The sequence below is a fragment of the Bacillus sp. FSL R9-9492 genome, assembly GCF_038007365.1.
In the GTDB taxonomy this organism is placed as follows: domain Bacteria; phylum Bacillota; class Bacilli; order Bacillales; family Bacillaceae_G; genus Bacillus_A; species Bacillus_A mycoides.
The window spans coordinates 1674030-1697923 of the sequence record NZ_JBBOXC010000001.1; the positions used below are offsets into that span (position 1 = coordinate 1674030).

Sequence of the window (23894 nt, forward strand, 5' to 3'; positions counted from 1 at the left end):
ATTAATCCCTATCTATTGGCGATGTTTGTACATGCTTTTTCCATTCACTTAAATACATTTTCTCTGCTTTAGGTAGTCCAACAGGTAATTGTGCAATGAATTCTAAACTATTTCCATCAGGATCGTTAAAATATACGGAGGCGTGTGCTAATTCTGGAAAAACGATTGGCTCAATTGGCTCCATTCCAAAGTCTTTTCGCGCTGGAATTCCTTTCTGTTTGAGCCAGTGTATTGCGTTTTCTAAATCGTTTAAGCTTACTTGGAAAGCGATATGTCGTAAGGATGGATGATAATTGACTTTGTATTCTTTTCCTTCCCAAAGACCAATCCAACTTTCATTTTCTACAATCCAAAAGAAGGCGATATCGTTGTCTCTTTTATATAATTTTAACCCCAGTGATTCATAAAAAGGTATCGAAATTTCTAAATTACAGACAGGTAAATGTGCTTCATAAAGACCTTTAATCATTATAATCCTCCTTAGTAAAAATGTTTCTTATTCCATAGTAAACGATTTCTTATTAGTTGAAATCACAAAAAAGATGGACATAAATTCATACGAAAGTATGAAAAAACAGCTCAAATATGAGCTGTTTTCGTATAGTTTTTAGTTAACATATTTCAGTCATTTAGAGTTTAGCGAAAAGGAATACGTATTATATTTAAAACCCTCCGCCGCCACCCCAACAGCTACATCCGATAATGATTAGAAGGATGAATAGCACGATGAGTAAAGCAAATCCACCGCCGAAACCAGCGCAACTACCACCAAAGCTCATGTTTTTTCCTCCTTTTTAGGAAATTAATCTATATAACTAATGGATTACTTTATAAGATATGTTTTTATTTAGAAAAGGAGCAAGTCTTACTTCTAATTAGACAAGAGCCTGTGATCGGATTTAAATGTGATATTTACTTTGTTTCATAGCGCTTTTTTTAAAATGGTAAAACAATATAGAAGTGTATACTAGGTGAATGTATTGCAAATGAAAGGGGTATGTAACTTACAATTACATTAAAATTTCTTTTCATAAATATAAAATTTGTAAAAAAAGCCATTTTTTTATTTTTTTATGAGTGGAAATGTACTATAATTTTACAAGTAATATTATGGGAAAAGGGAGTTTTAGTATAGAGATGGAGATGGGACAATTACACAATAAAATAGAACACAAAAAGAAAGAGTTAATTCAACTTGTTGCTAGGCATGGATTAGATCATGATAAAGTTTTGTTATTTAGTCGAGATTTAGATATACTAATTAATAAGTTTATGAATATAAAAGACAAAGTATATAAGTGATTAATCTTTATTTTTTTATATTAGGATTATTTATTTGTAAAGGGGAAAACAGTTATGGAACATTTACAAGAAGAGTTGTATAAACAAATAAAAGAAGAAAAAGGTGCAGTTACTATATTTTTAAAGAGCGGAGTAAGAATAGTAGGGGAAGTAGTTGGAGTAGATAGATTTACAGTATTAATATTAGTAGATGGAAAACAACAACTTATTTATAAGCATGCAATATCAACAATTATGAAATAAGACACTCATTTTGAGTGTCTTATTTCATAATTAAATGGTTACTGTTTGCATGCTTCAACGTCAATGCCGGCAGCGAGTAATTTTTTTTCTCCGTCTTGTTCAATGATTTTTTGTAATTTAGATAAGAAAGAGTCAAAATCTGTATGTTTACCAACTTGGAAAGTCATTTTATGCTCAATTGGTAACCAAGTATCAATATCAGCTTCGTTATGCTGAATTTTCACTTCAAGTTTATCAAGTGCGTTAGCAACTTTTGCTTCATACGTTTCTTTCGCTTCGAACTCCATCCATAAATCGTATAATTCCACGCCGAGAGGACCTTCTAGTGTACGTTTAATATTTAAAATGGCCTCTAGCTCATTTTTCTGTTTTTGTAATTGTAATTCACGGCTATTCATCGTATCAAAGGCAGGAATATCACCAGCTTCTGCTTCGACAAGGTCATGAATAATAACCATTTTAAGTAATTTTTCTATATTTACTTTTTGATCCAAATAAGGATCAACTAAGATAGCCATTAGGGACATACGCCACGTATGTTCAGCAACACTTTCTTGACGTCCGTTAGAAAGCCAACTATGTCGCATTTCATATTTTAGTTTTTCTGCTAATGCAATGACTTGTAAAATGTTATGTTCCATCGTGATCCTCCTCATATTTCCATACTATAATTCTAATATAGAAATGAAATGTGTCAATTTAATGAGTATATTGCGATAAATAGATGATACGCGTATAATGATTGTTATATGTGAAAACGCATTATTAAAATAAAAAAATGTTTTACGAAAACGAAAAAGGAAGGGCAGGAATATGGGAGACGAAAATCAAGGATTAGCTAGACCGCAAAGGAAAAAAAGGAAGTTTGATATTTCTAGCCCCTTTGGCATTGTAGTAGGTTTCGTTATTTTAATTGCAGCGATCATGCTTGGCGGTGGTGGAATAAAAGCTTTTAAAAATTTCTTAGATGTTTCATCTATTTTGATCGTTATAGGGGGAACAACAGCGACAATTATTGTGGCATATAGATTTGGAGAAATAAAAAAATATACGAAAAGTATTTTTACTGTTTTACATAGAAGAGAGGAAAATCTAGAACAGTTAACGGATTTGTTCGTTGATTTTTCAAAGAAGTCTAAAAAACATGGTTTACTCTCGTTAGAAGTTGATGGAGAGCAAGTAGACAATCCTTTTATTCAAAAGGGGATTCGTTTAATGTTAAGTGGATATGATGAAGCAGAATTAAAAGAAGTATTAATGAGAGATGTTGAAACAGAAGTATATGAGTTAAGAAAAGGAGCAACATTATTAGATAAGATTGGTGATTTCGCTCCAGCGTGGGGTATGATAGGAACTTTAATTGGTCTTATTATTATGCTTCAAAACTTGCAAGATACATCGCAAATTGGTACAGGAATGGCAGTTGCTATGTTGACGACATTGTATGGATCTGTTATTGCAAACATGATTGCAATACCGTTATCTGAAAAAGTGTATCGTGGCATTGAAGATTTGTATACAGAGAAGAAGTTTGTAATAGAAGCAATCACAGAGCTTTACCGAGGACAAATTCCTTCTAAGTTAAAGTTAAAACTTGATACATACGTATATGAAACGAAGATAAAAAAAGAAAAACGAGCAGCCTAATATTTCAAGGAGTGGTATGGTGATGATAAAACGACCGCAAAAAGGATCGCCTCGTTGGATGACGACTTTTACTGATTTAACGATGTTGTTATTGACTTTTTTTGTACTATTAGTTGCTACATCAAAACAAGATACAGTAAAATTATCGAAGATGCTTGAAAAGTTTAGTGATGCAGAACAAGTGGATGCGAAAGTAATGGAAGGTACAATACCAGATATTTCACATGAAAAAAATGATGAAAAAGCAGTTTCAAAAAAACGAATGGATGAATTGTATAAAAAGTTAAAAGCATATGTAGATAATAATGGTGTTAGTCAAGTGAATGTATATCGAGAAGATACAGGTGTTAGCATCGTTATAGTAGATAACTTAATATTCGATACAGGCGATGCGAATGTTAAGCCGGAAGCAAAAGAAGTAATTAGTCAATTAGTAGGGTTCTTTCAATCGGTACCAAACCCAATTGTTGTAGAAGGACATACAGATAGTAGACCGATTCATAATGAAAAATTTCCTTCCAACTGGGAATTATCTTCAGCACGAGCAGCTAATATGATTCACCACTTAATTGAAGTGTATAATGTAGATGATAAACGATTAGCAGCGGTAGGATATGCGGACACAAAACCAGTAGCATCAAATGATTCACCGCAAAATTGGGAGAAAAACCGGCGCGTTGTAATATATATTAAAGAATAATATATTTCCATTTTATTAATAAAATAATAAAAATACAGAAATTCTTTTAAAAAAATATTAAATTTTCTCGTTTTATTTTGTATAATGAGTGAGAATGATAAGGTGAAATATTAAGATATATTTATACATAAAAGGAGAGAACCGAAAAGAATGGCACATAAAATTTTAGTTGTAGACGATGCGATGTTTATGCGAACAATGATTAAAAACTTATTAAAAAGTAATTCTGAATTTGAAGTTATCGGTGAAGCAGAGAATGGGGTAGAAGCGATTCAAAAGTATAAAGAACTTCAACCTGATATTGTAACACTGGATATTACTATGCCAGAAATGGACGGACTTGAAGCATTAAAAGAAATTATGAAAATTGATTCGAGTGCAAAGGTTGTTATTTGTTCTGCAATGGGACAACAAGGTATGGTATTAGATGCAATTAAAGGCGGGGCAAAAGACTTTATTGTAAAGCCATTCCAAGCCGATCGTGTTATCGAAGCTTTAACAAAAGTAGCAAATAGCTAATATAGAAGGGGTGCCACAAAGAATCAAATCAATGATAGCGGATAGACGTGTGGCCCCCTTTTTTCTCGTTATAAAACACTAAATTGTTATACATAAATGAAATGTTTGTTAGACAGGTAGGGGATTAAAATGCAAACAGATCTATTAAATATATTTTTTGAAGAAGCAGAAGAACATTTACAGTCGCTAAATGAAAATGTGCTAAATTTAGAACAGAATCCTGCCGATATGGGTGTTGTAGGGGAAATATTCCGCTCAGCTCATACATTTAAAGGTATGTCTGCGAGTATGGAATTTGCGGAAATGGCAGATTTAACTCATAAGATGGAAAATGTTTTAGACGAAATCCGTCATGGAAATATGATGGTGAATGCTAATATTACTGATGTTATTTTTGAGTGCATTGATAATTTAGAAAAGATGGTTGCAGATGTGCAGCAGGGCGGAATGGGTAATATTGATGTTGTATCTACAAAGCATAAATTAGAAGCATTATTAAATGGTAATGTAGAAGCTTCTATGGAACAAGTAGAGCAAAGTAGTATAAACAATGATGATACAGTTTCACATGAAGTATATATAACCGTCGAACAACAAGCCATTTTAAAAGCAGTACGTGCCATTATGTGTATTGAAGCATTACAAAATGTAGGGGATATACAAAAAACGGTTCCAAGCATTGAAGAAATCGAAGCGGATGCTTTTGGATTTGAGTTTACAGTATATATGGATACTGATCGTAGTGTTGAAGAATTGAAACAGGTGGTGCTTCACGTTTCTGAAATTGAGAAAGTAGAAGTGAAGCAAGGAAATATAGCTGGAGAAGGAATCGTACAATCTATTGCAGCAACGCAGCTGGATCCATCTCTAGAGGCACGAACTCCAACAGCTAGTACTAAACCGGCTAAAAGTACTACAAAAACGAAAAATGCTAAAGTAGAGAATCGTTCTATTCGTGTTCAGTTAGAAAAAATCGAAAGATTAATGAATATGTTTGAAGAAAGTGTAATTGAGCGTGGACGAATTGATGAATTAGCAGAAACGATTCAAAATAAAGAGTTAATCGAGCATTTAAATAGATTAGGGGATATTTCAAAAGATATCCAAAATGTATTGTTAAATATGCGTATGGTACCGATTGAAACGGTCTTCAATCGTTTTCCGCGTATGGTACGTATGTTAGCGAAAGATTTAGGTAAAAAAATCGATTTACAAATTAAAGGTGAAGATACTGAAGTTGATAAAATTGTTATTGACGAAATTGGTGATCCACTCGTTCATTTAATTCGTAATGCAATTGATCATGGTATTGAAACTGTCGAAAACCGACGTGATGCCGGGAAAAATGAGACCGGTACTATTAAATTAGAGGCGTTTCATAGTGGAAATCATGTCGTAATTCAAATTACTGATGATGGAAATGGTATTCATAAAGGAAAAGTATTAGAAAAAGCGATAAAAAATGGTGTGGTAACGGAATCAGAGGCAAATAAATTAACGGATCGTGAAGTTTTTGATCTTATCTTCCAACCGGGATTTAGTACAGCGGAAGTTGTATCTGACCTTTCTGGACGTGGGGTTGGATTAGATGTTGTTAAACATACGATTCATAGTTTAGGTGGGCATTTAATTATTGATTCTGAAGAAGGAAAAGGAAGTACATTCAGAATTGAACTTCCTTTAACATTGTCTATTATTCAATCAATGCTTGTTCAAACAAATGATAAGCGTTATGCCTTGCCTCTTGGCAATATTGCTGAAGCCATTCGAATTAAGAAAGAAGACATACAATCGTTACAAGGGAAAGACGTTTTAAACTATCGCAATCAAATTATTGAAGTGAAACATTTAAGTACTGTATTTGGTGAAAAAACAGTAGATGAGGCGTTCGCATCATATGATAGTCAAATGGTTCCTGTGTTAATTGTTCGTAATACACATCGTAGCTATGGACTTATCGTAAACACAATTATCGGTCAAAGAGAAATAGTTTTAAAGTCATTAGGTGATTTCTTTGCAGAGAGCTCTAACTATTTCTCTGGTGCGACAATTCTCGGTGATGGACGAGTGGTCCTCATTTTAAACCCAGAAGGTTTATAATAGGAATGAAGGAAGCTCCCCACTTGTATACAATTGGGGAGCTTTTTGGGTAGAACTAATAATATAAGTATATGAAAACCGTCGTTTACACATGTTGTGGAAATAAATACATGTTCACAATTCGGATGATAAGTTTGGTAAAATATAACGAGTGTAATAGAGAGTTTAAATCATTTGATAGAAAAACAAAAATGAGGAGGCAGGAAAAATGCCTGAGCAACACACAAAAGGGGATACTGGCACAATTGTGCTAGAAAAAGAAAATGAACATTTAACGCCTCAAGAATGCGATATTCTTGGTGAGATTGCTAATATATCATTTGGTTCAGCTTCGACTGTATTATCAACAATTTTAAATAGGCAAGTAAGTATTACTGCTCCTCAAGTAGAATTGGTAGATTTATATGATACAAGTGATGTTGAAATTCCACATGTTGTATTAAATATCCATTTCACAAAAGGATTAGATATGGAAAATCTTCTTGTTCTTCAACAAGATGTTGCTTTATCTATTGCTGATTTAATGATGATGGGAACAGGTGAAGTTGAAGAGGGAAAAGAGCTTGGTGAATTAGAGCTAAGTGCAGTACAAGAAGCTATGAATCAAATGATGGGATTCGCAGCAACATCTATGTCAGAATTCTTCCAAGATACGGTAGACATGTCTCCGCCAACAATTAAAGTTGTGCAACTTACAGAAGAGATGGAGAAGATTTCTGGTATTAATGGGAATAATATGGTTGTTAAAGTATCGTTTGAATTAAAAATAGATAATCTTGTGAATTCTCAGCTTGTACAGGTTGTTTCAGTTGAACATGCGAAGCGAATGATAAATAAATTGTTACAATTATCTGGTGGTGTGGAAGAAGAGATAGATGAGCCGGCGGAAGTGCAGGAAACTGAGATTTTAGAAGAGCATGTAGAAAAAGAGCAATTAACACAAGAAGAGAAAGATGTGCTTGGTGAAATTGCGAATATTTCAATCGGTTCGGCTTCAACAGTACTATCGACGCTTCTAAATCAGCCTGTCACTATTAGTACACCAAATGTAGAGGCGATTAATGTTCGTCATTATGAAGGAGTACCGGTTCCGTTTGTTATTTTAAATGTCGATTTCGTTGAAGGACTAAAAAATGAGAATGTATTCGTATTTACGAAAGATGTTGCTTTAACAATGGTAGATTTAATGATGATGGGAACGGGTGAAATTGATCCGGAGAAAGAGCTAAGTGAATTAGAGTTAAGTGGCATTAAAGAAATTATGAACCAAATGATGGGGCATGCTGCAACAGCGATGTCAGAAATGTTTAAAGAAAAAATGGATATGACACCACCAGACGTTAAATTTGTTTCTTTAAAAGAAGAAATGGAATATTTGGGAGAGTCGATGGCAGTTGACGAACTCGTTCAAATTACTTTTAATCTTGAAATTGGTGATCTCCTTCAATCAAAGATGTATCAAATACTACCGATATCAGAAGCGAAAGAAATGGTTAGAAGACTTCTATATCCGATGGTGGAAGAGCAAGAAGAAATAGTTGAGGAAGTTGTTGAAGAGGAAGAAATTCCTGCACCAGTCGTACAGCCAATTGAATATAAAGAAGTCAAGCAAGTTGAGCCAGTATATATGGATACATCTATTCTACAAAATGTAGAAATGAATGTTAAATTTGTATTTGGAAGTACAGTGAGAACAATTCAAGATATTTTAAGTCTACAAGAAAATGAAGCGGTCGTACTTGATGAAGATATTGATGAACCGATTCAAATTTATGTGAACGATGTATTAGTGGCGTATGGAGAACTTGTAAATGTAGATGGGTTTTTCGGAGTAAAAGTGACGAAATCGCTATAAGGCGTCAAAATAGGAGTTTGAACAAATAGATGAAAAACGTAAAGTTTTTTCTAGTTAGTTGGCTATTCTTACATATATGTATATTTTTACCATCACAAGGGCAAGCAGAAGAAAAAAGTGTACAAGATCAAAATATAAGCGAAATGAATGACCAAGAGGGAAAAAATAAAGAAGTTCAGGAACAGCCGGAACAAGTGGAAATGCCCTCGGTTGAAGATGAAAAAAAAGCAGTAGAAAATGAGCAAGGGAAAGAAAAAAAAGAAGAAAGAACGATAGAAACAGACCGAGGGGTTATTACAGTTAATAAGCAGGAGCTAAAGGTTGGCGAAGAAGTGCGGATTGCTGTAGAACCAAATGAAAAAAACATTCAAAGTGTAAAAGGTATATTACAATTACAAAAAAATGGTGAGCAGTACAGACAAGAGAGAATAATATCTTTTGAGTATGAAGAAGAAACGAAGCGATGGATCGCTAATTATAAGGCCGGAATATATGATTTACAAGGTGATTGGAACCTTAGGCTCGTTGAAAGCTATAAAGAAGATGAGAAGGAAGAAGTAATAGAGAACGAATTAAATGTCCCGCTCATTCGTATAAACAATGAAGCACCAACTATAGATAAAGAATTGCCAAAGTTAGAGAAAGTTAGTATTGATGAGGCAAAAGGGAACTTAATTGAACGGAAAAAGGGAGAATCCGTTCATATACGAGTACAAACGGTAGATATAGAATCGGTTGTTAAAGAAGTGCGCGTTATATTAAAAGGAAAAGAAGAAGGTAACGATATTACTTTTTTATTAGACTATAATAAACACGACATGGATTGGCAGAAAATATTTGAAATAACAGAAGCTTTACCTGTTGGGCCACATCAACTTATTGTGGAAGTAACAGATGGGGCAGGTAACAAACTTGTGACAGAGAGTGAATATACCATTTCTATTATCGAACAAAAAGTGAAAGATGATGAAAAGATAGAAGAGCAAGAGAATCAAAATGAAGTAGAAGATAAGAAAGAAATTGAGAAGCAGGAAGATCCGAAAATAGAGATGCCGCTTCCAGAAGAAAAACTTCCAGTTGTTCAAATTCCAAAGCAAGAAGAGAAAGTGAACTCTTATATAAAAGAGCCGTTGAAAGAAAAAGAGGAAATCAACTACGTTATAAAAGAGTCGTTAACAGACAACAAGGAAGTAAATAATGTGAAGGTTCATAAAGAGAAAAAAAGCGGAAATGACAATCAAGTCGTTTCTAAAAAGAAAGAGAAAATAGAAGAACAACAAGAAAAGAAAGAGGAAAAAAGTGAGCAGGGAGTACAGGCTTCTAATGTGTTTGCTGTTATGTCAGGATTATTTGTACTGTTTTTAGTTTTAAAGAGTAATAAAGAATGGGGCTAATAATTTGATAGTAGTGGAGGCGCTTAGATGGAAATTAAACGTACTACAATTGAAAATAAGACGCTACAACCATTAAAACAGCCTGCAGCTATTTCAGAACATGAAATTCAAAAAGAGCGAAAACGGAGTAATCTTGTGTTTACCGGGCGGTCCCAAATCATTTCGAAAAATAATGAAATAGGGATTCTACTTGCGAGTTTAGGTGATGGAAAGATTGTAAAAGATATGCTTTCTAAGGAAATGGATACCGTGTTGCAGTTGTTTTCAAAGCTACATATGTTGTCTGAGGAAGGAAAGCAATCGGAAAAAATATATGAACAAATTGTTAAAAGTTTGCAGGGGCTTATTAAACAAGCTCATATAAAGGGAGTTCCGTTATTAGACGGAACGTATGATTTCGCTGAAGTGCAGCTTTCGTTTGGAAGAAAAGTGCATATTCCGTTACTTGATGTAAGTGCGCTCATTTCTAGAGTGGAACAAGATACATCAGAAGGAAATACGAATTTAATGATAACAGTTATTACAGCTTACATGACAAAATTGTCTAACGAAACAATTTTAATTAGCGGTACGGATCGTATTTCTAAAGAACGTGATGCAAGTGTGTGGAGAGCACTTGCAGAAATGAATATGACGCAATTATCGCATGCGTTGAAACATACGATTCAAGAGCATAAATGGTCTGTTACAGCTCTATTTCTCTTTATATGGGTTATAGGTATCATATTGATTCGTATTATATAATAAAAAAAGGTCGTCATTTCAATTATGACGACCTTTTTCTATATTTTTTCGTAGAAGAATGTATCAAAACGCTGAAGGTTGTAGCGTTCGGGTGTTAAAATTTGTTCTGTGCTACCAACGAATAGTACGCCGCCTTTTCGTAAAGAACGACTAAACTTTTCATAAAGCTTTATTCTTGCTTCTTCTGTAAAGTAAATCATTACATTTCGACAAATGATTAAATCGTAGTTCGTATCAAATGTCTGCATTAATAAATCATGTTGTTTAAATGTAACTTGCTGTTTAATATTTTGATGCAATATATATGTATCATCTTCTTTTGTGAAATGACGTTGTTTTAAATCATTAGGTAATTCTTTCAAAGAGCGTTCCGTATATTGACCACGTTTTGCAGTTTCTAAAATATGGTAATCGAGATCTGTTGCTTGGATTTCAAAGCGAAATGGAGCTAGATGCTTCGATAATATTAAAGAAAGTGTATATGGTTCTTCACCGGCAGCGCAAGCAGCACTCCAAATTTTTAATTTACCGTTATTTTGTTCAAGTAGCTTTGGTAGAGCTTTCGTCTCTAACGTTTGCCAGCGCTCTTTATTTCTGAAAAACTCTGATACGTTAATTGTAATATAGTCAATAAAACTTAAAAATAACGTTTGATCAGTACGTAAATGATTTGAAAAGTTTGTGTAATTTTCAAAACCTTTTCTCGAAATGAAAGCATCGATTCTTCGGCGCATTCTATCTTGTTTATAGGAAGCGATATCCATATTAAAGTGCTGTTTAAAACTTACGACAAATTGATTGTAATCTTGTTCAGTTATCATATTTACAATAGGCACAATAACGATATTGTGCCTCCCCCTTTACATCATACGAATTTTTTGTTCAAAGCTTTTTTTCATCTGCTTTTCATGTAAGCCTGGTAAATCATAAATAACAGCATCAATTCCTGCTTCTTTTGCAACGTCAACGGGAATGACAGACGTATGTTTATCTCCGTTATAAAAACAGAGAACTAAATCGGTATCTTCGACAATTTGCTTTACAAAAAACATATAATCTGATCGATAAATGGAGTCGGAAGGATGATCAAAAGCAATATACTCGGCTCCGTGTTTTTTTAAGTAATCAACGACTTCTTGAAATTCGTCTGTTAATACTTGTAACGGTTGTAGCGTGTAAAAGCATAAATTTTGAGCGAGTCTTTCATTTTCAATGAAAAAACGAAGAACTTCATTTTCAATAGATTTATAACATAATATGTAAATTTTATGTTTGTGAGCATAGTCAATTAAAATTTTTTTTATTTCTTCCTGATCTAATGCTGTTAATTGATTTGAACCACAAAGAAAAATATTCATAGATTTGTGCCACCTCATGCTAAATTGTAACATATCTTCTATAAAAAATAACTGCAAAATATCATTGTACAGAGTATAATTATAAATAACTAGATTTTACGATTAAGTTTAGAAGGAAATAAAAAAATAAATAGGTGATATATATGCTGCGTTCTATCTCGCATAATCCAATTTTATCGCATATACCGCCTGCTACTCAAATGCCGAAAGAAGCAAATGTCAGGACAGGACTTGCTTTTTCGGATAATTTGCATGCAGATCCGAAAAACGATAAATTGTTAGAACAAATGGAAGCACTTGTTGATAACATTGGAGAAATTAAAGAGAAAATCGAGTTAGAGTTAACGCTCGATAATGTAATGGAATACAAAAATACTGTAAAATCATTTTTGAATTTTTACGTTGATAACGTATTGCAGTATAAAGATGTTATGTCTCGTCATCCGCGTTACGGATATTCGCAGAAAATGACGATCGTAAAACAAGCTGAAATGGGATTAACTGAGTTAGAAGATGTTATGAATTTAATTAATACGAAAACAGGGCATTTAGAAATGTTAAATCAAATTGGAGAAATTCATGGTTTGATTGTAAATTTAGTCTTGTAAAGGAAAGGAAGCTATATGTACATACAATTATATGAAAAGCTCGTTATTATTCAAAAGGCATATGAAAATATTCAAACGCTTGGGGAACAAATATATGAGAATTTAAAAAATAAAAATGTAAATGCAGTGCAAAAGTTGCAAGTAGAGCAATTGCAGTACATAGAAGGTGTTAAAGGATTATCGCGATCTTTTGAGGAAATGGTTGTTCAGCTTTGTAAAGAAAAACAAGTTGAACCGTTGCGTATGCGTTCGCTATTTTCGTATTTTTCACAGGAAGAAAATGAAAAAATGGAAGAATTACAAAAAAGTTTAAATGAATTAGAAGAAAATGTAAAAATGATTCTTTTGAAAAATCAATATTACTTAAACGTACTATTAAAAACTACAGAAAGTATTGTGGATTCCGTTTCTGAATACAATTTGGAGAAAAACAATAATTCGCAAATCTTTATGAATGAACTATTGTAAAGGAGAAGTGAAGCATTATGAGATTATCTGATTATAATACGCCGTTATCTGGTATGCTAGCGGCCCAAATGGGATTACAAACGACAAAACAAAACTTATCTAACATTCATACGCCGGGTTATGTTCGTCAAATGGTAAATTACGGATCTGTTGGAGCAAGTAACGGTCATACGCCTGAACAGAGAATCGGTTATGGTGTACAAACATTAGGAGTTGACCGTATTACAGATGAAGTGAAAACGAAGCAATTTAATGATCAGTTGTCACAGTTCTCTTACTACGCATATATGAATTCTACTTTATCACGAGTAGAGTCTATGGTAGGAACGACAGGGAAAAATTCATTATCTAGTTTAATGGATGGATTCTTCAATGCTTTTCGTGAAGTTGCAAAAAATCCAGAACAACCAAACTACTACGATACATTAGTTTCTGAAACTGGGAAGTTCACAAGTCAGATAAATCGTCTTGCGAAAAACTTAGATACAGCAGAAGCACAGACGACAGAAGATATTGAAGCACATGTGAATGAATTTAATCGTCTTGGTGCTAGTTTAGCAGAGGCGAATAAAAAAATTGGACAAGCAGGGACACAAGTACCTAATCAACTATTAGACGAACGTGATCGCATCGTTACAGAGATGTCTAAGTATGCCAATATTGAAGTATCTTATGAATCTATGAATCCTAATATCGCGAGTGTTAGAATGAATGGTGTTTTAACAGTAAATGGACAAGATACATATCCACTTCAATTAAATAAAGAAAAAGAACCAATGTCTGTTGCGATTTATGGATCGGATATTCCTTTAAATGGTGGAGCAATTCAATCAGCGATAGATACGAAAGCGAAGATTGCTAGTTATAAGAAAAACCTTGAAGAATTAATGAGTTCTGTAAAAGGTCAAGTGAATACAGTGATGGGAAAAGATTTCTTCGTTGGAGATCATGCGAAAGATATTCAGTTAAACCCTGAATTCGCAAAAGATGTTTCGAAAATGAAAATCTCCGCTGAAACAGCAAATAAACTAGCAGGAATTACAGATGGAGATTATAAAGAAGGTCTTTCTTATAAACAAGCATTAGACCAATTTATAGTTGGTGTAGCTTCTGATAAAAGTGCAGTGAATGCTTATCAAAATATTCATAAAGATTTATTAGAAGGTATTCAACAAGAAAAAATGAGTATTGAAGGCGTAAATATGGAAGAAGAAATGGTTAATTTAATGGCTTTCCAAAAATATTTTGTCGCAAACTCTAAAGCTATTACGACGATGAATGAAGTGTTTGATAGTTTGTTTTCGATTATTAGATAACATGTAGAAGGATCGAAAAAGTTTTTTTTATGAGGGAAGAGAGGATCCGGCGCAAGGTAGAAGCGGACAGATCCTTTTAGTGGACCAAGCCATGTTAGACCAGAGATATGAGATGGGTGAAGGGGAAGTTAAGGGAGAGAATAGCCATGTCAAATAGAAACGAAGCCCCCTTTTTTATGATTAGAGAGAGGGTCCTGAGTTAGATAGAGGCGGTCAGTGCCTATTAGTGGACCGAGCGATATGAGACCAGAGATATGAAGTGGTTGTGGGATAAGTTAGCTTAGAGAACAGCCATGTCAAATAGAAACGAAGCCCCTTTTTTATGTGTAGAGAGAGGATCCGGTATAGTGTGGAAGCGGATAGAGCCTTTTAGTGGGCCAAGCCGTGTTAGATCAGAGATATGAAATGGTTGAAGGCTAGGGAAGAAACTAACAGTACATAGTTGCAGTTGCTTCTCTAGCCCAGTCAAATATAGATAAAGGAGAAGATAGAGATGAGAGTATCTACGTTTCAAAATGCAAACTGGGCAAAGAATCAGATGATGGATTTGAATGTGCAGCAGCAATATCATCGAAATCAAGTAACTTCTGGGAAAAAAAATCTTTTTATGAGCGAAGACCCACTTGCGGCAAGTAAATCATTTGCGATTCAGCATTCGTTAGCAAATATTGAACAAATGCAAAAAGATTTAGCGGATTCGAAAAATGTATTAACACAAACTGAAAATACTTTACAAGGTGTTTTTAAATCTTTAACAAGAGCGGATCAATTAACAGTGCAAGCGTTAAATGGGACAAATAGCGAAAAAGAATTGAAGGCAATCGGTGCAGAGATTGATCAAATTTTAAAACAAGTTGTATATTTAGCGAATACGAAAGAGCAAGGCCGTTATATTTTCGGTGGGGATAGTGCTGAACAAGCTCCATTTACAGAAGATGGTACGTATCAAGGTGGAAAAAATGATGTGAACTGGCAACTAAATGACGGTTATCAATTAAAAGCATTTCGTAACGGAGAAGCATTATTATCCCCGGTTATAAAAACGTTAAAACAGATGAGTGAAGCGATGCAAAATGGTGACCAAAAAGCGTTACAACCGTTATTAGGAGAAAATAAGAAAAACTTAGATAGCGTCATTAACCGTACAACTGAAGTTGGTTCAACTATGAACACGATGGAGACGTTTAAAACAATTTTAAGCGAGCAAAATTTAGCGCTTCAAGAAAATCGTAAAGAAATTGAAGATGTTGATTTAGCGGTAGCAATTTCTGACCTAGCTTATATTAATGCAACTTATGAAGCAACGCTTAAAGCAGTTAGTACGATGAGTAAAACGAGCATTTTAGATTACATGTAAACAATAAGGAGTGAGAAATATGGCAGGGACGTTAACAGGTATTGGTGGTAGACAACAGATTTGGAACCTCGGAAATAATATGATCGATACATCTAACTTTGTAGAATTAGAAATGCAAGCGTTAGATATGAGAAAAACACCATATACTACTGAGAAGCAACAACTTACGCAAGATAAACAAGTATATGCAAGTTTAAAGACACAATTTACCCCTTTTACTCAAGTGTTTAAAGATTTAGCAGCTTTTAAAGGGAATGAGAAAAAAGTTACAACGACACAAGACGGTTACATTAATGTAAAAGCTGATGGTGGAGCGATTGCAGGGACTTTTAATATGACGATTACACAGCTTGCGCAGCGTCATCAAATAGCTTCTAATAAGATTGCTGATATAAATGCGAAGCTTCCTAAAGATGAAACATTAAAACTAGGCGGTAAAGATCTAAAAGTAACAACTGATATGACATATAAAGATTTAATAAATAAAATTAATGATGGAGATTATGGCGTATCGGCTTATACACTTGGAGATAAAATTTTTATGTCCTCGAAAAAAGAAGGAACAGATGGGAAAATTGATTTTTCAGGGAACACATCTACACTGTTTCAAGATATTGGTTTAGTTAAGGCGGATGGGACAGCAGTCAATACAATTAATGAAGCACAAAATGCCAAATATAGTATTAATGGTATTGGAGCTGAAAGTTTTACAAATACAATTGAAGCTCTTCCGGGCGTGAAAATTGAATTGTTAAAGGTGACTGAGCCGAAAGTAGAAGGAACACCAGATGCAGGTACAACAACAGATCCAAAAGCAAAAGGTGTAGAATTAAAATTTACGGTAAGTGATTCCAACGTAACAGACGCAGCCAATATTATTAAAAAGATGGTAGCAGAGTATAATAAAGCAGTTTCTACAGTGGATCTTTTTGCTGGGAAAGATGGAGTTTTCCAAGGGCAGGTAATTATGCAAAGCGTACGTCAAGCGTTGAATAACGTCGTGACATTCTCGCAAGATGATAATTATTTATTTTCATTTGGTATCCAATTAAAGCAAGATGGGACGATGGAAGTTAATGAAGAAAAATTAACACAAGCACTAAAAGAAAAACCAGATGCAGCGAAGCAATTTTTCTTTGGTTCTAACGGTTTAGGTAAAATGATGGAAGAGCCACTTGAAAGACTATTTGGTGATAAAGGTGTAGTCGGAGAGCGAGTAAAGAACATTGACTCACGTGTAAGTGATTTAGATAAAAAGATTAGAGATATTGAGAAGCAAAACTTGCAAAAGCAAGATGAAATTGTGAAAAAGTATCAAAAATTAGAAAGTACATTAGCGGCGCTTGATAGCCAGCTGAAAACAATTAAAGCAATGACAAAACAAAAAAGTGATGATTAATGAAAGTTAAGGAAGTGATTGTATGCAAGCATGGCAACGTTATATGCAAAATGATATTATGACGAGTAATCCAATTAAAAACACAATTTTTATTTATGAAAGATGTATCGTTGAGTTTCGTAATTTAGAAGAACTTTTAAATAGTTTTAAATTGCAAGAAGGAGACGCGCTTCTTGAAAAATTAGAACGTATTTTTGAAGAGTTAAAGCTTCAATTAAATCCAGAGATCACTAAAGATTTATATGATAGTCTATTCGGTTTATACGATTGGATTAGCATTCAAATTCAGACGATGAAAGTAACGCGTGAAGTAAAAGACATGGATGCGATTGTGCAAGTGTTACAAGATTTAATAGACGGTTACCGCGGAGCACTTGAAAATGAACAATGATATTTATCGAGCGTTTGTCGGCTGTTTTAATGAAATCGGTGAATTACAAGTGTCAGATGAAGAATTTGCTGAGAAGAGTGCAATGTTAAATCGCTGGATGATGACATTGGATGAAGAGACGCGCGCAGATGTTGCAGCGGAAGTGAGTCCATTAATAATTAAGGCAGCACAGCATATTCGAGATAAGCAAAAGATTTTGGAAGAAATGATTATGACAAATGATGGACGAATGAAAGCGAATTCGTTTTACGGTAAATTTTAATAGAAAAGTATGGAAATGGATACCCCTTTTAAAAGGGGATCCATTCCATTGTTTGAATAAGGCGTTCCGCTGATTGAGGTTTCACTTTATGACTGTAATAAAAAGAATGGTAATAATCCAAACAATGAAAAATAAGATGTCTTTATTTTATGGAGAGAAGTGTATGGAAGCTCTTTTTTTATTGTTTATATATCAAAATGTTACATGGATTACTACGCGTATACAGTTTTTTATATTCTTTTTTATATTTTTGTATTTTTCTAAAGACAACAATGGAAAAATGGAATAAAATATGTAAGGGTACAAAATAGATAATATTTTAATAAATAAATACATATAGGAAAATGAATAATAAAGTGAAACTTCCATCAGTGGATGATCATGCGCTAAACGAGCATGATGGAAAAGGAAGGGTGTGGAATATGCCAGATTTAGTTAGTGATGTAAGTCATTATATGAACTATTTAGTAACGAAGCGAAATACCGTTTCTAGTAATATTGCAAATGCGAATACACCTGGCTATAAAGCACAAGATGTAACATTTGCTGAGCAAATGAATATGAGCAGTGCATTATACAAAAAAAATACTGCGGATTTAAAGAGTAATCCAGATTTATATCAAACGAATGTAATGCACTTACCAACAGCAAATATGAAAAATACATACGCAAAGATTCAAACGAAATCAATGCAAACGAATAAAGATGGAAACAGTGTTGATGTAACGACAGAAATGCTAGATTTAATGAAAACAAACCAATTATACGGTGTTTCAATTAATGCAATTAATACGCAATACGCTATTAACCAAGCAGCACGTGGACGTTAAGAGTAAAAGGAGAGACAAAGATGTTTCAGGCAATTAATGCAAGTGGTTCAGGGCTAACTACAGCGAGAAAATGGATGGAAGTTACTTCTAACAATATCGTAAATGCAAATACGACGGGAGCACCGGGTGCAGAGCCGTATCACCGCCGAAGTGTAGTGTTGGAATCAAATAATAGTTTTGCAAGTATGCTAGATGGAGCTCCTACTAACGGAGTGAAAATAAAAAGTATTGAAACGGATCGAAATGAAAATCTTGTGTATGATCCGACGCATCCGCATGCAAATGAAGAAGGGTATGTACGTTATCCGAACATTGATGTGACAGCTGAGATGACGAATGTAATGGTTGCTCAAAAAATGTATGAAGCAAATACAAGCGTATTAAATGCGAACAAAAAAATGCTCGATAAAGATTTAGAAATCGGCCGAGGATAAGAGGGAAGAGGGGAAATATGAAAATTCAACCAATGTTAAATACACAGCCATTTGGAGCGATTCAGCCGATTGGCACACAGAAAACTTCAGAAACATCTGTAGTTGAAGGCAAAAAGTTTATTGATTTATTGGAAGATATGAATCAAACGCAAAATAATGCCCAAACAGCAGTATATGATTTACTGACAAAAGGGGTAGGAGAAACGCATGACGTTTTAATTCAGCAGAAGAAAGCTGAATCACAAATGAAAACAGCTGCTCTCGTACGTGATAATCTTATTGAAAATTATAAGTCACTAATTAATATGCAAATTTAGGAAAATGGACGGGTGTATTTAAATGGAAAAGATAAAAAATGTTTTCCAATCGTTGAAAACGTGGCATAAGTTAGTGATTGGTGCTGCGCTTTTAGCGATTGCAACAGGAGCACTTTTATACTTCACCTTGCCAGATAAATATGTTGTTGTATATCAAAATTTAAATGATACAGATAAGCAAGAGATTACAGCAGAATTATCGAAGCTAGGTGTTGATTACCAATTAGCAGCCGATGGTTCGATTCGAGTGCAAAAGAATGATGCTCCATGGGTTCGAAAAGAAATGAATGGAATGGGCTTGCCGTTTAATTCAAAAAGCGGTGAGGAAATTCTATTAGAAAGCTCACTCGGTTCAAGTGAACAAGATAAGAAAATGAAGCAGATTGTCGGCACGAAAAAGCAATTGGAGCAAGATATTGTACGAAACTTCACGACAGTTGAAACGGCAAATGTGCAAATTACATTACCTGAAAAAGAAACAATTTTTGATGAAGAAAAAGCAAAAGGAACAGCGGCGATTACTGTTGGTGTGAAGCGTGGACAATTATTAACAGCTGATCAAGTTGCTGGTATACAGCAAATGATTAGTGCGGCAGTTCCTGGCGTGAAAGCAGAAGAAGTAAGTGTTATTGATAGTAAAAAAGGTATCATCTCAAAAGGAGCAGATGAAGCGCATTCTAACAGTTCCTCTTCTTATGAAAAAGAAGTAGAGATGCAGCATCAAATTGAAGGTAAATTAAAGCAAGATATTGACGCAACGTTAATGACGATGTTTAAATCAAATGAATATAAAGTGAATACGAAAGTGTCTGTAAACTACGATGAAGTTACACGTCAGTCAGAAAAATATGGCGATAAAGGTGTACTTCGCAGTAAACAAGAGCAAGAGGAAAGCTCTACTGCGCAAGAAGGAGCAGATACGAAGCAAGGTGCGGGTATTACAGCGAACGGTGAAGTGCCGAACTACGGTACGAACAATAATCAAAACGGTAAAGTTGTCTACGATAATAAAAATGGTAACAAAATTGAAAACTATGAAATAGATAAAACAGTTGAAACAATTAAGAAACATCCGGAATTAACAAAAACAAATGTTGTTGTATGGGTAGATAACGATACGTTAGTAAAACGAAAAATTGATATGACAACATTTAAAGAAGCGATTGGAACAGCAGCTGGGCTTCAAGTTGATCCGAATGGAAACTTTACAAACGGTCAAGTTAACGTTGTAACTGTTCAGTTCGACCAGCCGAAAGTTGAAAAAGAGAAAGAGCCAGAAAAAGGTGGTATGAACTGGTGGTTATTCGGTGGAATTACAGCTGGCTTGCTAGCACTAATTGGCCTAGTATGGTTCTTCTTAGCAAGACGTAAGAAAAAGAAAGAAGAAGAGGAATATGAAGAATACTTAGCAGAAGAGGAAGTTGCTGCTAGTAGTGAAAGTATTTTTGAAATTCCTGAAGAAAAAATAGTACCAGAGCCAAAGCCAGAACCAGAACCGGTAGAACCATCAGAACCTACATTAGATGATCAAGTGCAGGAAGCTACGAAAGAGCATGTAGAAGGTACTGCAAAAGTAATTAAAAAATGGTTAAACGGACAGTAAGGGAGGAAAAACAATGTTAGATGAAATCTCCTCCAAAGAGAAAGCTGCCATCCTCATTCGTACATTAAACGAAGAGGTGGCAGCAAAAGTCATTGAATATATGACGGCTGAGGAAAAAGAAGTGTTACTTCGCGAAATCGCGAAGTTTCGTGTATATAAACCAGAAACGTTAGAAAATGTACTAGGGGAGTTTTTGTACGAACTAAATGTAAAAGAGTTGAATTTAGTAACTCCAGATAAAGAATACATTCGTCGTATATTTAAAAATATGCCAGAAGACGAGTTGGAAAAATTATTGGAAGACCTTTGGTATAACAAAGATAATCCATTTGAATTCTTAAATTCACTTACAGATTTAGAGCCACTTCTTACAGTGCTTAATGATGAATCGCCACAAACGATAGCGATTATTGCTTCTTATATTAAGCCGCAACTTGCTTCTCAATTAATTGAGAGATTACCAGATCATAAACGTGTAGAGACGGTAATGGGTATTGCAAAGCTTGAACAAGTAGATGGTGAATTAATTAATCAAATTGGTGAGTTATTAAAAGCAAAATTAAATAATATGGCATTTAGTGCTATTAATAAAACAGATGGATTGAAAACAATAGTGAACATTTTAAATAATGTTTCACGAGGTGTTGAAAAAACAGTCTTTCAAAAGCTGGATGAAGTCGATTATGCGTTATCTGAGAAAATTAAAGAAAATATGTTTGTCTTTGAAGACTTACTTGGTCTTGAGGATCTTGCGCTTCGCCGTGTATTAGAGGAAATTACAGATAACGGTGTTATCGCGAAAGCACTTAAAATTGCAAAAGAAGAAATTAAAGAGAAACTATTTACATGTATGTCTTCAAACCGTAGAGAGATGATTCTTGAAGAGTTAGATGGCTTAGGACCGCTTAAGATGACGGATGCTGAAAAAGCACAACAAACGATTACAGGTACAGTGAAAAAGTTAGAAAAAGAAGGAAGAATTATCGTTCAAAGAGGTGAAGATGATGTCCTTATTTAAAAACAGAATTCCGAAGAATTCTGTTTCTTTTTCTGAAGAAACGTATGAATTACAATTTCCGAAACCAGTATCAGTTCACATTGAAGAAGAGATACAAGTGGATCATGCAGAACTTCTTGCACAGCAAGATGCATTACATATTGAAATGAATCAGCTAAGGCAGCAGCAGCAAATGCTAGAACGAGAGCGTCAGCAGTTGTTGCAAGATAAAGAACAGTTTCAAATGCATATTCATGAACAAATGGAACAGATGGAAGCAGCGCGTATACAGTTTCAAAAAGAACAACAAGAAACAGCATACGAATGGACAGAGTTATTATGGAATCAATCTTTTCAGTTAGCAGAAAAAGTAGTGAATCAAGCGGTAGATTCGCGCTTATTAGACGTTTTGCCGATTTTAACAGGCATCGTGCAAACATTGCCTACTTCATTTGAAAAATTAATTATAACGGTTCATCCAGAAACATTTGAACGTATACAAGAAGAGAAAGAAAATACGAAAGAGTATTGGCTACTACAATTAGTAGAATGGAAGTATGATTTTTCTTTACAGTTTGGCGAATTTGTTCTGGAAGAAGAGAAAGAGTTTTTTGAGTTTAAATTTGCGCCTATATTTGCGAAGCTTCGTCATAAGTGGGAAGAAGAGAAGTTGTTTGAGGAGCAAAATGTATGAACAACGAGCTAATGAATGAACATAATAAATGGAATACATTTATTGAAACACCGTTTTATACGAAAGTTGGCAAAGTTCATAGTGTACAAGAGCAGTTTTTTGTAGCGAAAGGTCCGAAAGCAAAGATTGGAGATGTTTGTCTCGTTGGAGAACATAGTGTCTTATGTGAAGTAATTGCGATTGAAAAAGAAAATAATATGCTACTTCCATTTGGACAGACAGAAAAAGTATGTTACGGAGATGCAGTTACATTAATTGAAGAAGATGTTGTTGTACCTCGTGGTAATCATTTACTTGGGAAAGTGTTAAGTGCGAATGGTGAAGTGTTAAATGAGAACACTGAAAACATTCCACTACAAAAAATAAAATTAGATGCACCGCCGATTCATGCATTTGAGCGTGAAGAAATTACAGATGTATTTGAAACGGGAATTAAATCGATTGATTCCATGTTAACGATTGGGATTGGTCAAAAGATTGGTATTTTCGCAGGATCGGGTGTTGGTAAATCTACCTTGCTTGGAATGATTGCGAAAAACGCAAAAGCTGATATTAACGTTATTAGTTTAGTAGGAGAACGTGGCCGAGAAGTAAAAGACTTTATTCGAAAAGAATTAGGCGAAGAAGGTATGAAAAAAAGTGTCGTTGTTGTAGCAACGTCAGATGAAAGTCACCTTATGCAACTTCGTGCGGCTAAGCTTGCAACATCTATTGCTGAATATTTCCGTGACCAAGGTAATAACGTATTACTTATGATGGATTCTGTTACTCGTTTTGCTGATGCACGCCGAAGTGTTGATATTGCGGTAAAGGAATTACCGATCGGTGGTAAAACACTGTTAATGGAAAGTTATATGAAAAAGTTATTAGAACGATCAGGAAAAACGCAAAAAGGGTCAATAACAGGTATTTATACAGTGTTAGTTGATGGTGATGATTTAAATGGTCCTGTACCAGATTTAGCTCGTGGTATTTTAGATGGACATATTGTATTAAAACGTGAGCTCGCAACTCTTAGTCATTACCCTGCCATTTCGGTATTAGATTCGGTAAGTAGGATTATGGAAGAAATCGTATCGCCGAATCATTGGCAACTTGCAAATGAAATGAGAAAAATTCTATCTATTTATAAAGAGAATGAATTGTATTTTAAACTTGGAACAATTCAAGAGAATGAAGAAAATGCTTATATTTTTGAATGTAAAAATAAAGTAGAAGCTATAAATACGTTTTTAAAACAAGGTCGAACGGATAGTTTTCAGTTTGAAGATGTTGTCCAAGCGATGCACCATATTGTATAAGATCTCGCCCTTTGAGGTCTTATTTTTTTGATTTTAATATTTCACAGATTTTTTT

The 23894-nt window shown here is 34.3% G+C and carries 28 protein-coding genes; 23 read left to right on the top strand and 5 right to left on the bottom strand.

The window, feature by feature from the left end:
• Position 1 precedes the first annotated feature (1 nt).
• Complete coding sequence (locus MKY70_RS08535; protein ID WP_131245963.1) at positions 2-469, bottom strand: VOC family protein; 468 nt, start codon at positions 467-469, stop codon at positions 2-4.
• 193 nt (positions 470-662) lie between these two features.
• Complete coding sequence (locus MKY70_RS08540; protein WP_000007805.1) at positions 663-779, bottom strand: YjcZ family sporulation protein; 117 nt, start codon at positions 777-779, stop codon at positions 663-665.
• Positions 780-1083: 304 nt separating this feature from the next.
• On the opposite strand from MKY70_RS08540, the gene MKY70_RS08545 reads away from it, so the two are divergent.
• Positions 1084-1302, top strand: coding sequence for an aspartyl-phosphate phosphatase Spo0E family protein (locus MKY70_RS08545; RefSeq protein WP_033658168.1), 219 nt, complete (start codon positions 1084-1086; stop codon positions 1300-1302).
• A 54-nt stretch (positions 1303-1356) separates the two neighbouring features.
• Positions 1357-1545, top strand: a complete 189-nt coding sequence (hfq, locus tag MKY70_RS08550) for an RNA chaperone Hfq (protein ID WP_341023938.1) — start codon at positions 1357-1359, stop codon at positions 1543-1545.
• A gap of 38 nt (positions 1546-1583) precedes the next feature.
• Here hfq and MKY70_RS08555 read toward each other — a convergent pair whose 3' ends face one another.
• Positions 1584-2186, bottom strand: coding sequence for an HD domain-containing protein (locus tag MKY70_RS08555; protein ID WP_341023940.1), 603 nt, complete (start codon positions 2184-2186; stop codon positions 1584-1586).
• 172 nt (positions 2187-2358) lie between these two features.
• Between MKY70_RS08555 and MKY70_RS08560 the strand changes: the two genes are divergently transcribed.
• From MKY70_RS08560 to MKY70_RS08590, 7 genes are all read left to right on the top strand, one after another.
• A complete protein-coding gene (locus MKY70_RS08560) occupies positions 2359-3192 on the top strand; it encodes a flagellar motor protein MotP (protein ID WP_002012069.1) in 834 nt (277 codons plus the stop codon).
• A 22-nt stretch (positions 3193-3214) separates the two neighbouring features.
• Positions 3215-3892 (top strand): OmpA family protein, encoded by a 678-nt coding sequence (locus tag MKY70_RS08565; protein ID WP_002012067.1) that lies wholly within the window; start codon positions 3215-3217, stop codon positions 3890-3892.
• A 150-nt stretch (positions 3893-4042) separates the two neighbouring features.
• A complete protein-coding gene (locus tag MKY70_RS08570) occupies positions 4043-4411 on the top strand; it encodes a response regulator (protein WP_000940577.1) in 369 nt (122 codons plus the stop codon).
• A 129-nt stretch (positions 4412-4540) separates the two neighbouring features.
• A complete protein-coding gene (locus MKY70_RS08575; protein ID WP_341023943.1) occupies positions 4541-6511 on the top strand; it encodes a chemotaxis protein CheA in 1971 nt (656 codons plus the stop codon).
• Positions 6512-6719: 208 nt separating this feature from the next.
• Positions 6720-8366, top strand: a complete 1647-nt coding sequence (locus MKY70_RS08580) for a flagellar motor switch protein (protein ID WP_341023945.1) — start codon at positions 6720-6722, stop codon at positions 8364-8366.
• Between the two features lie 29 nt (positions 8367-8395).
• Positions 8396-9760 (top strand): transglycosylase, encoded by a 1365-nt coding sequence (locus tag MKY70_RS08585; RefSeq protein WP_341023947.1) that lies wholly within the window; start codon positions 8396-8398, stop codon positions 9758-9760.
• Between the two features lie 27 nt (positions 9761-9787).
• The gene (locus tag MKY70_RS08590) at positions 9788-10504 is read left to right on the top strand and encodes a hypothetical protein (RefSeq protein WP_060748985.1); all 717 of its coding nucleotides are present in this window, start codon (positions 9788-9790) and stop codon (positions 10502-10504) included.
• A gap of 38 nt (positions 10505-10542) precedes the next feature.
• On the opposite strand, the gene MKY70_RS08595 is transcribed toward MKY70_RS08590, so the two are convergent.
• Entirely contained in the window at positions 10543-11325 is a 783-nt protein-coding gene (locus tag MKY70_RS08595; protein WP_060748984.1) for a CheR family methyltransferase, read from the bottom strand.
• Between the two features lie 39 nt (positions 11326-11364).
• On the bottom strand, positions 11365-11862 hold the full coding sequence (locus tag MKY70_RS08600; RefSeq protein ID WP_341023950.1) for a flagellar motor switch protein FliG: 498 nt from the start codon (positions 11860-11862) through the stop codon (positions 11365-11367).
• A gap of 143 nt (positions 11863-12005) precedes the next feature.
• Between MKY70_RS08600 and MKY70_RS08605 the strand changes: the two genes are divergently transcribed.
• The 14 genes from MKY70_RS08605 (at position 12006) to fliI (ending at position 23839) form a co-directional block, all read left to right on the top strand.
• The gene (locus tag MKY70_RS08605; RefSeq protein WP_002141107.1) at positions 12006-12470 is read left to right on the top strand and encodes a YaaR family protein; all 465 of its coding nucleotides are present in this window, start codon (positions 12006-12008) and stop codon (positions 12468-12470) included.
• A 15-nt stretch (positions 12471-12485) separates the two neighbouring features.
• Positions 12486-12938, top strand: coding sequence for a flagellar export chaperone FlgN (locus MKY70_RS08610; protein ID WP_002064619.1), 453 nt, complete (start codon positions 12486-12488; stop codon positions 12936-12938).
• A gap of 17 nt (positions 12939-12955) precedes the next feature.
• Positions 12956-14254: a flagellar hook-associated protein FlgK gene (gene flgK, locus MKY70_RS08615; protein ID WP_002141110.1), complete on the top strand. Its 1299-nt coding sequence runs from the start codon at positions 12956-12958 to the stop codon at positions 14252-14254.
• 493 nt (positions 14255-14747) lie between these two features.
• Positions 14748-15611 carry a flagellar hook-associated protein 3 gene (locus MKY70_RS08620; RefSeq protein ID WP_002086498.1) on the top strand — a complete coding sequence of 288 codons (864 nt, stop codon included), beginning with the start codon at positions 14748-14750 and terminating at the stop codon, positions 15609-15611.
• Positions 15612-15630: 19 nt separating this feature from the next.
• Positions 15631-17010, top strand: a complete 1380-nt coding sequence (locus MKY70_RS08625) for a flagellar hook-associated protein 2 (RefSeq protein WP_002086496.1) — start codon at positions 15631-15633, stop codon at positions 17008-17010.
• Between the two features lie 22 nt (positions 17011-17032).
• Positions 17033-17401 (top strand): flagellar export chaperone FliS, encoded by a 369-nt coding sequence (locus MKY70_RS08630; RefSeq protein ID WP_002086495.1) that lies wholly within the window; start codon positions 17033-17035, stop codon positions 17399-17401.
• Positions 17391-17663 (top strand): hypothetical protein, encoded by a 273-nt coding sequence (locus tag MKY70_RS08635; RefSeq protein WP_060748979.1) that lies wholly within the window; start codon positions 17391-17393, stop codon positions 17661-17663. The genes MKY70_RS08630 and MKY70_RS08635 overlap by 11 nt, the downstream gene beginning before the upstream one ends.
• Before the next feature lie 344 nt (positions 17664-18007).
• Entirely contained in the window at positions 18008-18493 is a 486-nt protein-coding gene (flgB, locus tag MKY70_RS08640) for a flagellar basal body rod protein FlgB (RefSeq protein ID WP_060748978.1), read from the top strand.
• A 20-nt stretch (positions 18494-18513) separates the two neighbouring features.
• Positions 18514-18927, top strand: a complete 414-nt coding sequence (flgC, locus tag MKY70_RS08645; RefSeq protein ID WP_002030933.1) for a flagellar basal body rod protein FlgC — start codon at positions 18514-18516, stop codon at positions 18925-18927.
• Positions 18928-18944: 17 nt separating this feature from the next.
• Positions 18945-19244, top strand: coding sequence for a flagellar hook-basal body complex protein FliE (fliE, locus tag MKY70_RS08650; protein WP_002064631.1), 300 nt, complete (start codon positions 18945-18947; stop codon positions 19242-19244).
• 22 nt (positions 19245-19266) lie between these two features.
• The gene (gene fliF / locus MKY70_RS08655) at positions 19267-20847 is read left to right on the top strand and encodes a flagellar basal-body MS-ring/collar protein FliF (protein ID WP_341023954.1); all 1581 of its coding nucleotides are present in this window, start codon (positions 19267-19269) and stop codon (positions 20845-20847) included.
• 13 nt (positions 20848-20860) lie between these two features.
• Positions 20861-21865 (top strand): flagellar motor switch protein FliG, encoded by a 1005-nt coding sequence (gene fliG, locus MKY70_RS08660; RefSeq protein WP_002030936.1) that lies wholly within the window; start codon positions 20861-20863, stop codon positions 21863-21865.
• Complete coding sequence (locus tag MKY70_RS08665; RefSeq protein WP_033706611.1) at positions 21852-22538, top strand: FliH/SctL family protein; 687 nt, start codon at positions 21852-21854, stop codon at positions 22536-22538. Before fliG ends, MKY70_RS08665 begins: the two co-directional genes overlap by 14 nt.
• Positions 22535-23839: a flagellar protein export ATPase FliI gene (fliI, locus tag MKY70_RS08670; protein ID WP_002126588.1), complete on the top strand. Its 1305-nt coding sequence runs from the start codon at positions 22535-22537 to the stop codon at positions 23837-23839. Before MKY70_RS08665 ends, fliI begins: the two co-directional genes overlap by 4 nt.
• Positions 23840-23894 lie beyond the last annotated feature (55 nt).

Bases quoted from the DNA above. Each gene is read 5' to 3' on its own strand.
- MKY70_RS08535 (WP_131245963.1), bottom strand. From the start codon at position 469: ATGATTAAAGGTCTTTATGAAGCACATTTACCTGTCTGTAATTTAGAA.
- MKY70_RS08540 (WP_000007805.1), bottom strand. From the start codon at position 779: ATGAGCTTTGGTGGTAGTTGCGCTGGTTTCGGCGGTGGATTTGCTTTA.
- MKY70_RS08545 (WP_033658168.1), top strand. From the start codon at position 1,084: ATGTACTATAATTTTACAAGTAATATTATGGGAAAAGGGAGTTTTAGT.
- hfq (WP_341023938.1), top strand. From the start codon at position 1,357: ATGGAACATTTACAAGAAGAGTTGTATAAACAAATAAAAGAAGAAAAA.
- MKY70_RS08555 (WP_341023940.1), bottom strand. From the start codon at position 2,186: ATGGAACATAACATTTTACAAGTCATTGCATTAGCAGAAAAACTAAAA.
- MKY70_RS08560 (WP_002012069.1), top strand. From the start codon at position 2,359: ATGGGAGACGAAAATCAAGGATTAGCTAGACCGCAAAGGAAAAAAAGG.
- MKY70_RS08565 (WP_002012067.1), top strand. From the start codon at position 3,215: ATGATAAAACGACCGCAAAAAGGATCGCCTCGTTGGATGACGACTTTT.
- MKY70_RS08570 (WP_000940577.1), top strand. From the start codon at position 4,043: ATGGCACATAAAATTTTAGTTGTAGACGATGCGATGTTTATGCGAACA.
- MKY70_RS08575 (WP_341023943.1), top strand. From the start codon at position 4,541: ATGCAAACAGATCTATTAAATATATTTTTTGAAGAAGCAGAAGAACAT.
- MKY70_RS08580 (WP_341023945.1), top strand. From the start codon at position 6,720: ATGCCTGAGCAACACACAAAAGGGGATACTGGCACAATTGTGCTAGAA.
- MKY70_RS08585 (WP_341023947.1), top strand. From the start codon at position 8,396: ATGAAAAACGTAAAGTTTTTTCTAGTTAGTTGGCTATTCTTACATATA.
- MKY70_RS08590 (WP_060748985.1), top strand. From the start codon at position 9,788: ATGGAAATTAAACGTACTACAATTGAAAATAAGACGCTACAACCATTA.
- MKY70_RS08595 (WP_060748984.1), bottom strand. From the start codon at position 11,325: ATGATAACTGAACAAGATTACAATCAATTTGTCGTAAGTTTTAAACAG.
- MKY70_RS08600 (WP_341023950.1), bottom strand. From the start codon at position 11,862: ATGAATATTTTTCTTTGTGGTTCAAATCAATTAACAGCATTAGATCAG.
- MKY70_RS08605 (WP_002141107.1), top strand. From the start codon at position 12,006: ATGCTGCGTTCTATCTCGCATAATCCAATTTTATCGCATATACCGCCT.
- MKY70_RS08610 (WP_002064619.1), top strand. From the start codon at position 12,486: ATGTACATACAATTATATGAAAAGCTCGTTATTATTCAAAAGGCATAT.
- flgK (WP_002141110.1), top strand. From the start codon at position 12,956: ATGAGATTATCTGATTATAATACGCCGTTATCTGGTATGCTAGCGGCC.
- MKY70_RS08620 (WP_002086498.1), top strand. From the start codon at position 14,748: ATGAGAGTATCTACGTTTCAAAATGCAAACTGGGCAAAGAATCAGATG.
- MKY70_RS08625 (WP_002086496.1), top strand. From the start codon at position 15,631: ATGGCAGGGACGTTAACAGGTATTGGTGGTAGACAACAGATTTGGAAC.
- MKY70_RS08630 (WP_002086495.1), top strand. From the start codon at position 17,033: ATGCAAGCATGGCAACGTTATATGCAAAATGATATTATGACGAGTAAT.
- MKY70_RS08635 (WP_060748979.1), top strand. From the start codon at position 17,391: ATGAACAATGATATTTATCGAGCGTTTGTCGGCTGTTTTAATGAAATC.
- flgB (WP_060748978.1), top strand. From the start codon at position 18,008: ATGAATAATAAAGTGAAACTTCCATCAGTGGATGATCATGCGCTAAAC.
- flgC (WP_002030933.1), top strand. From the start codon at position 18,514: ATGTTTCAGGCAATTAATGCAAGTGGTTCAGGGCTAACTACAGCGAGA.
- fliE (WP_002064631.1), top strand. From the start codon at position 18,945: ATGAAAATTCAACCAATGTTAAATACACAGCCATTTGGAGCGATTCAG.
- fliF (WP_341023954.1), top strand. From the start codon at position 19,267: ATGGAAAAGATAAAAAATGTTTTCCAATCGTTGAAAACGTGGCATAAG.
- fliG (WP_002030936.1), top strand. From the start codon at position 20,861: ATGTTAGATGAAATCTCCTCCAAAGAGAAAGCTGCCATCCTCATTCGT.
- MKY70_RS08665 (WP_033706611.1), top strand. From the start codon at position 21,852: ATGTCCTTATTTAAAAACAGAATTCCGAAGAATTCTGTTTCTTTTTCT.
- fliI (WP_002126588.1), top strand. From the start codon at position 22,535: ATGAACAACGAGCTAATGAATGAACATAATAAATGGAATACATTTATT.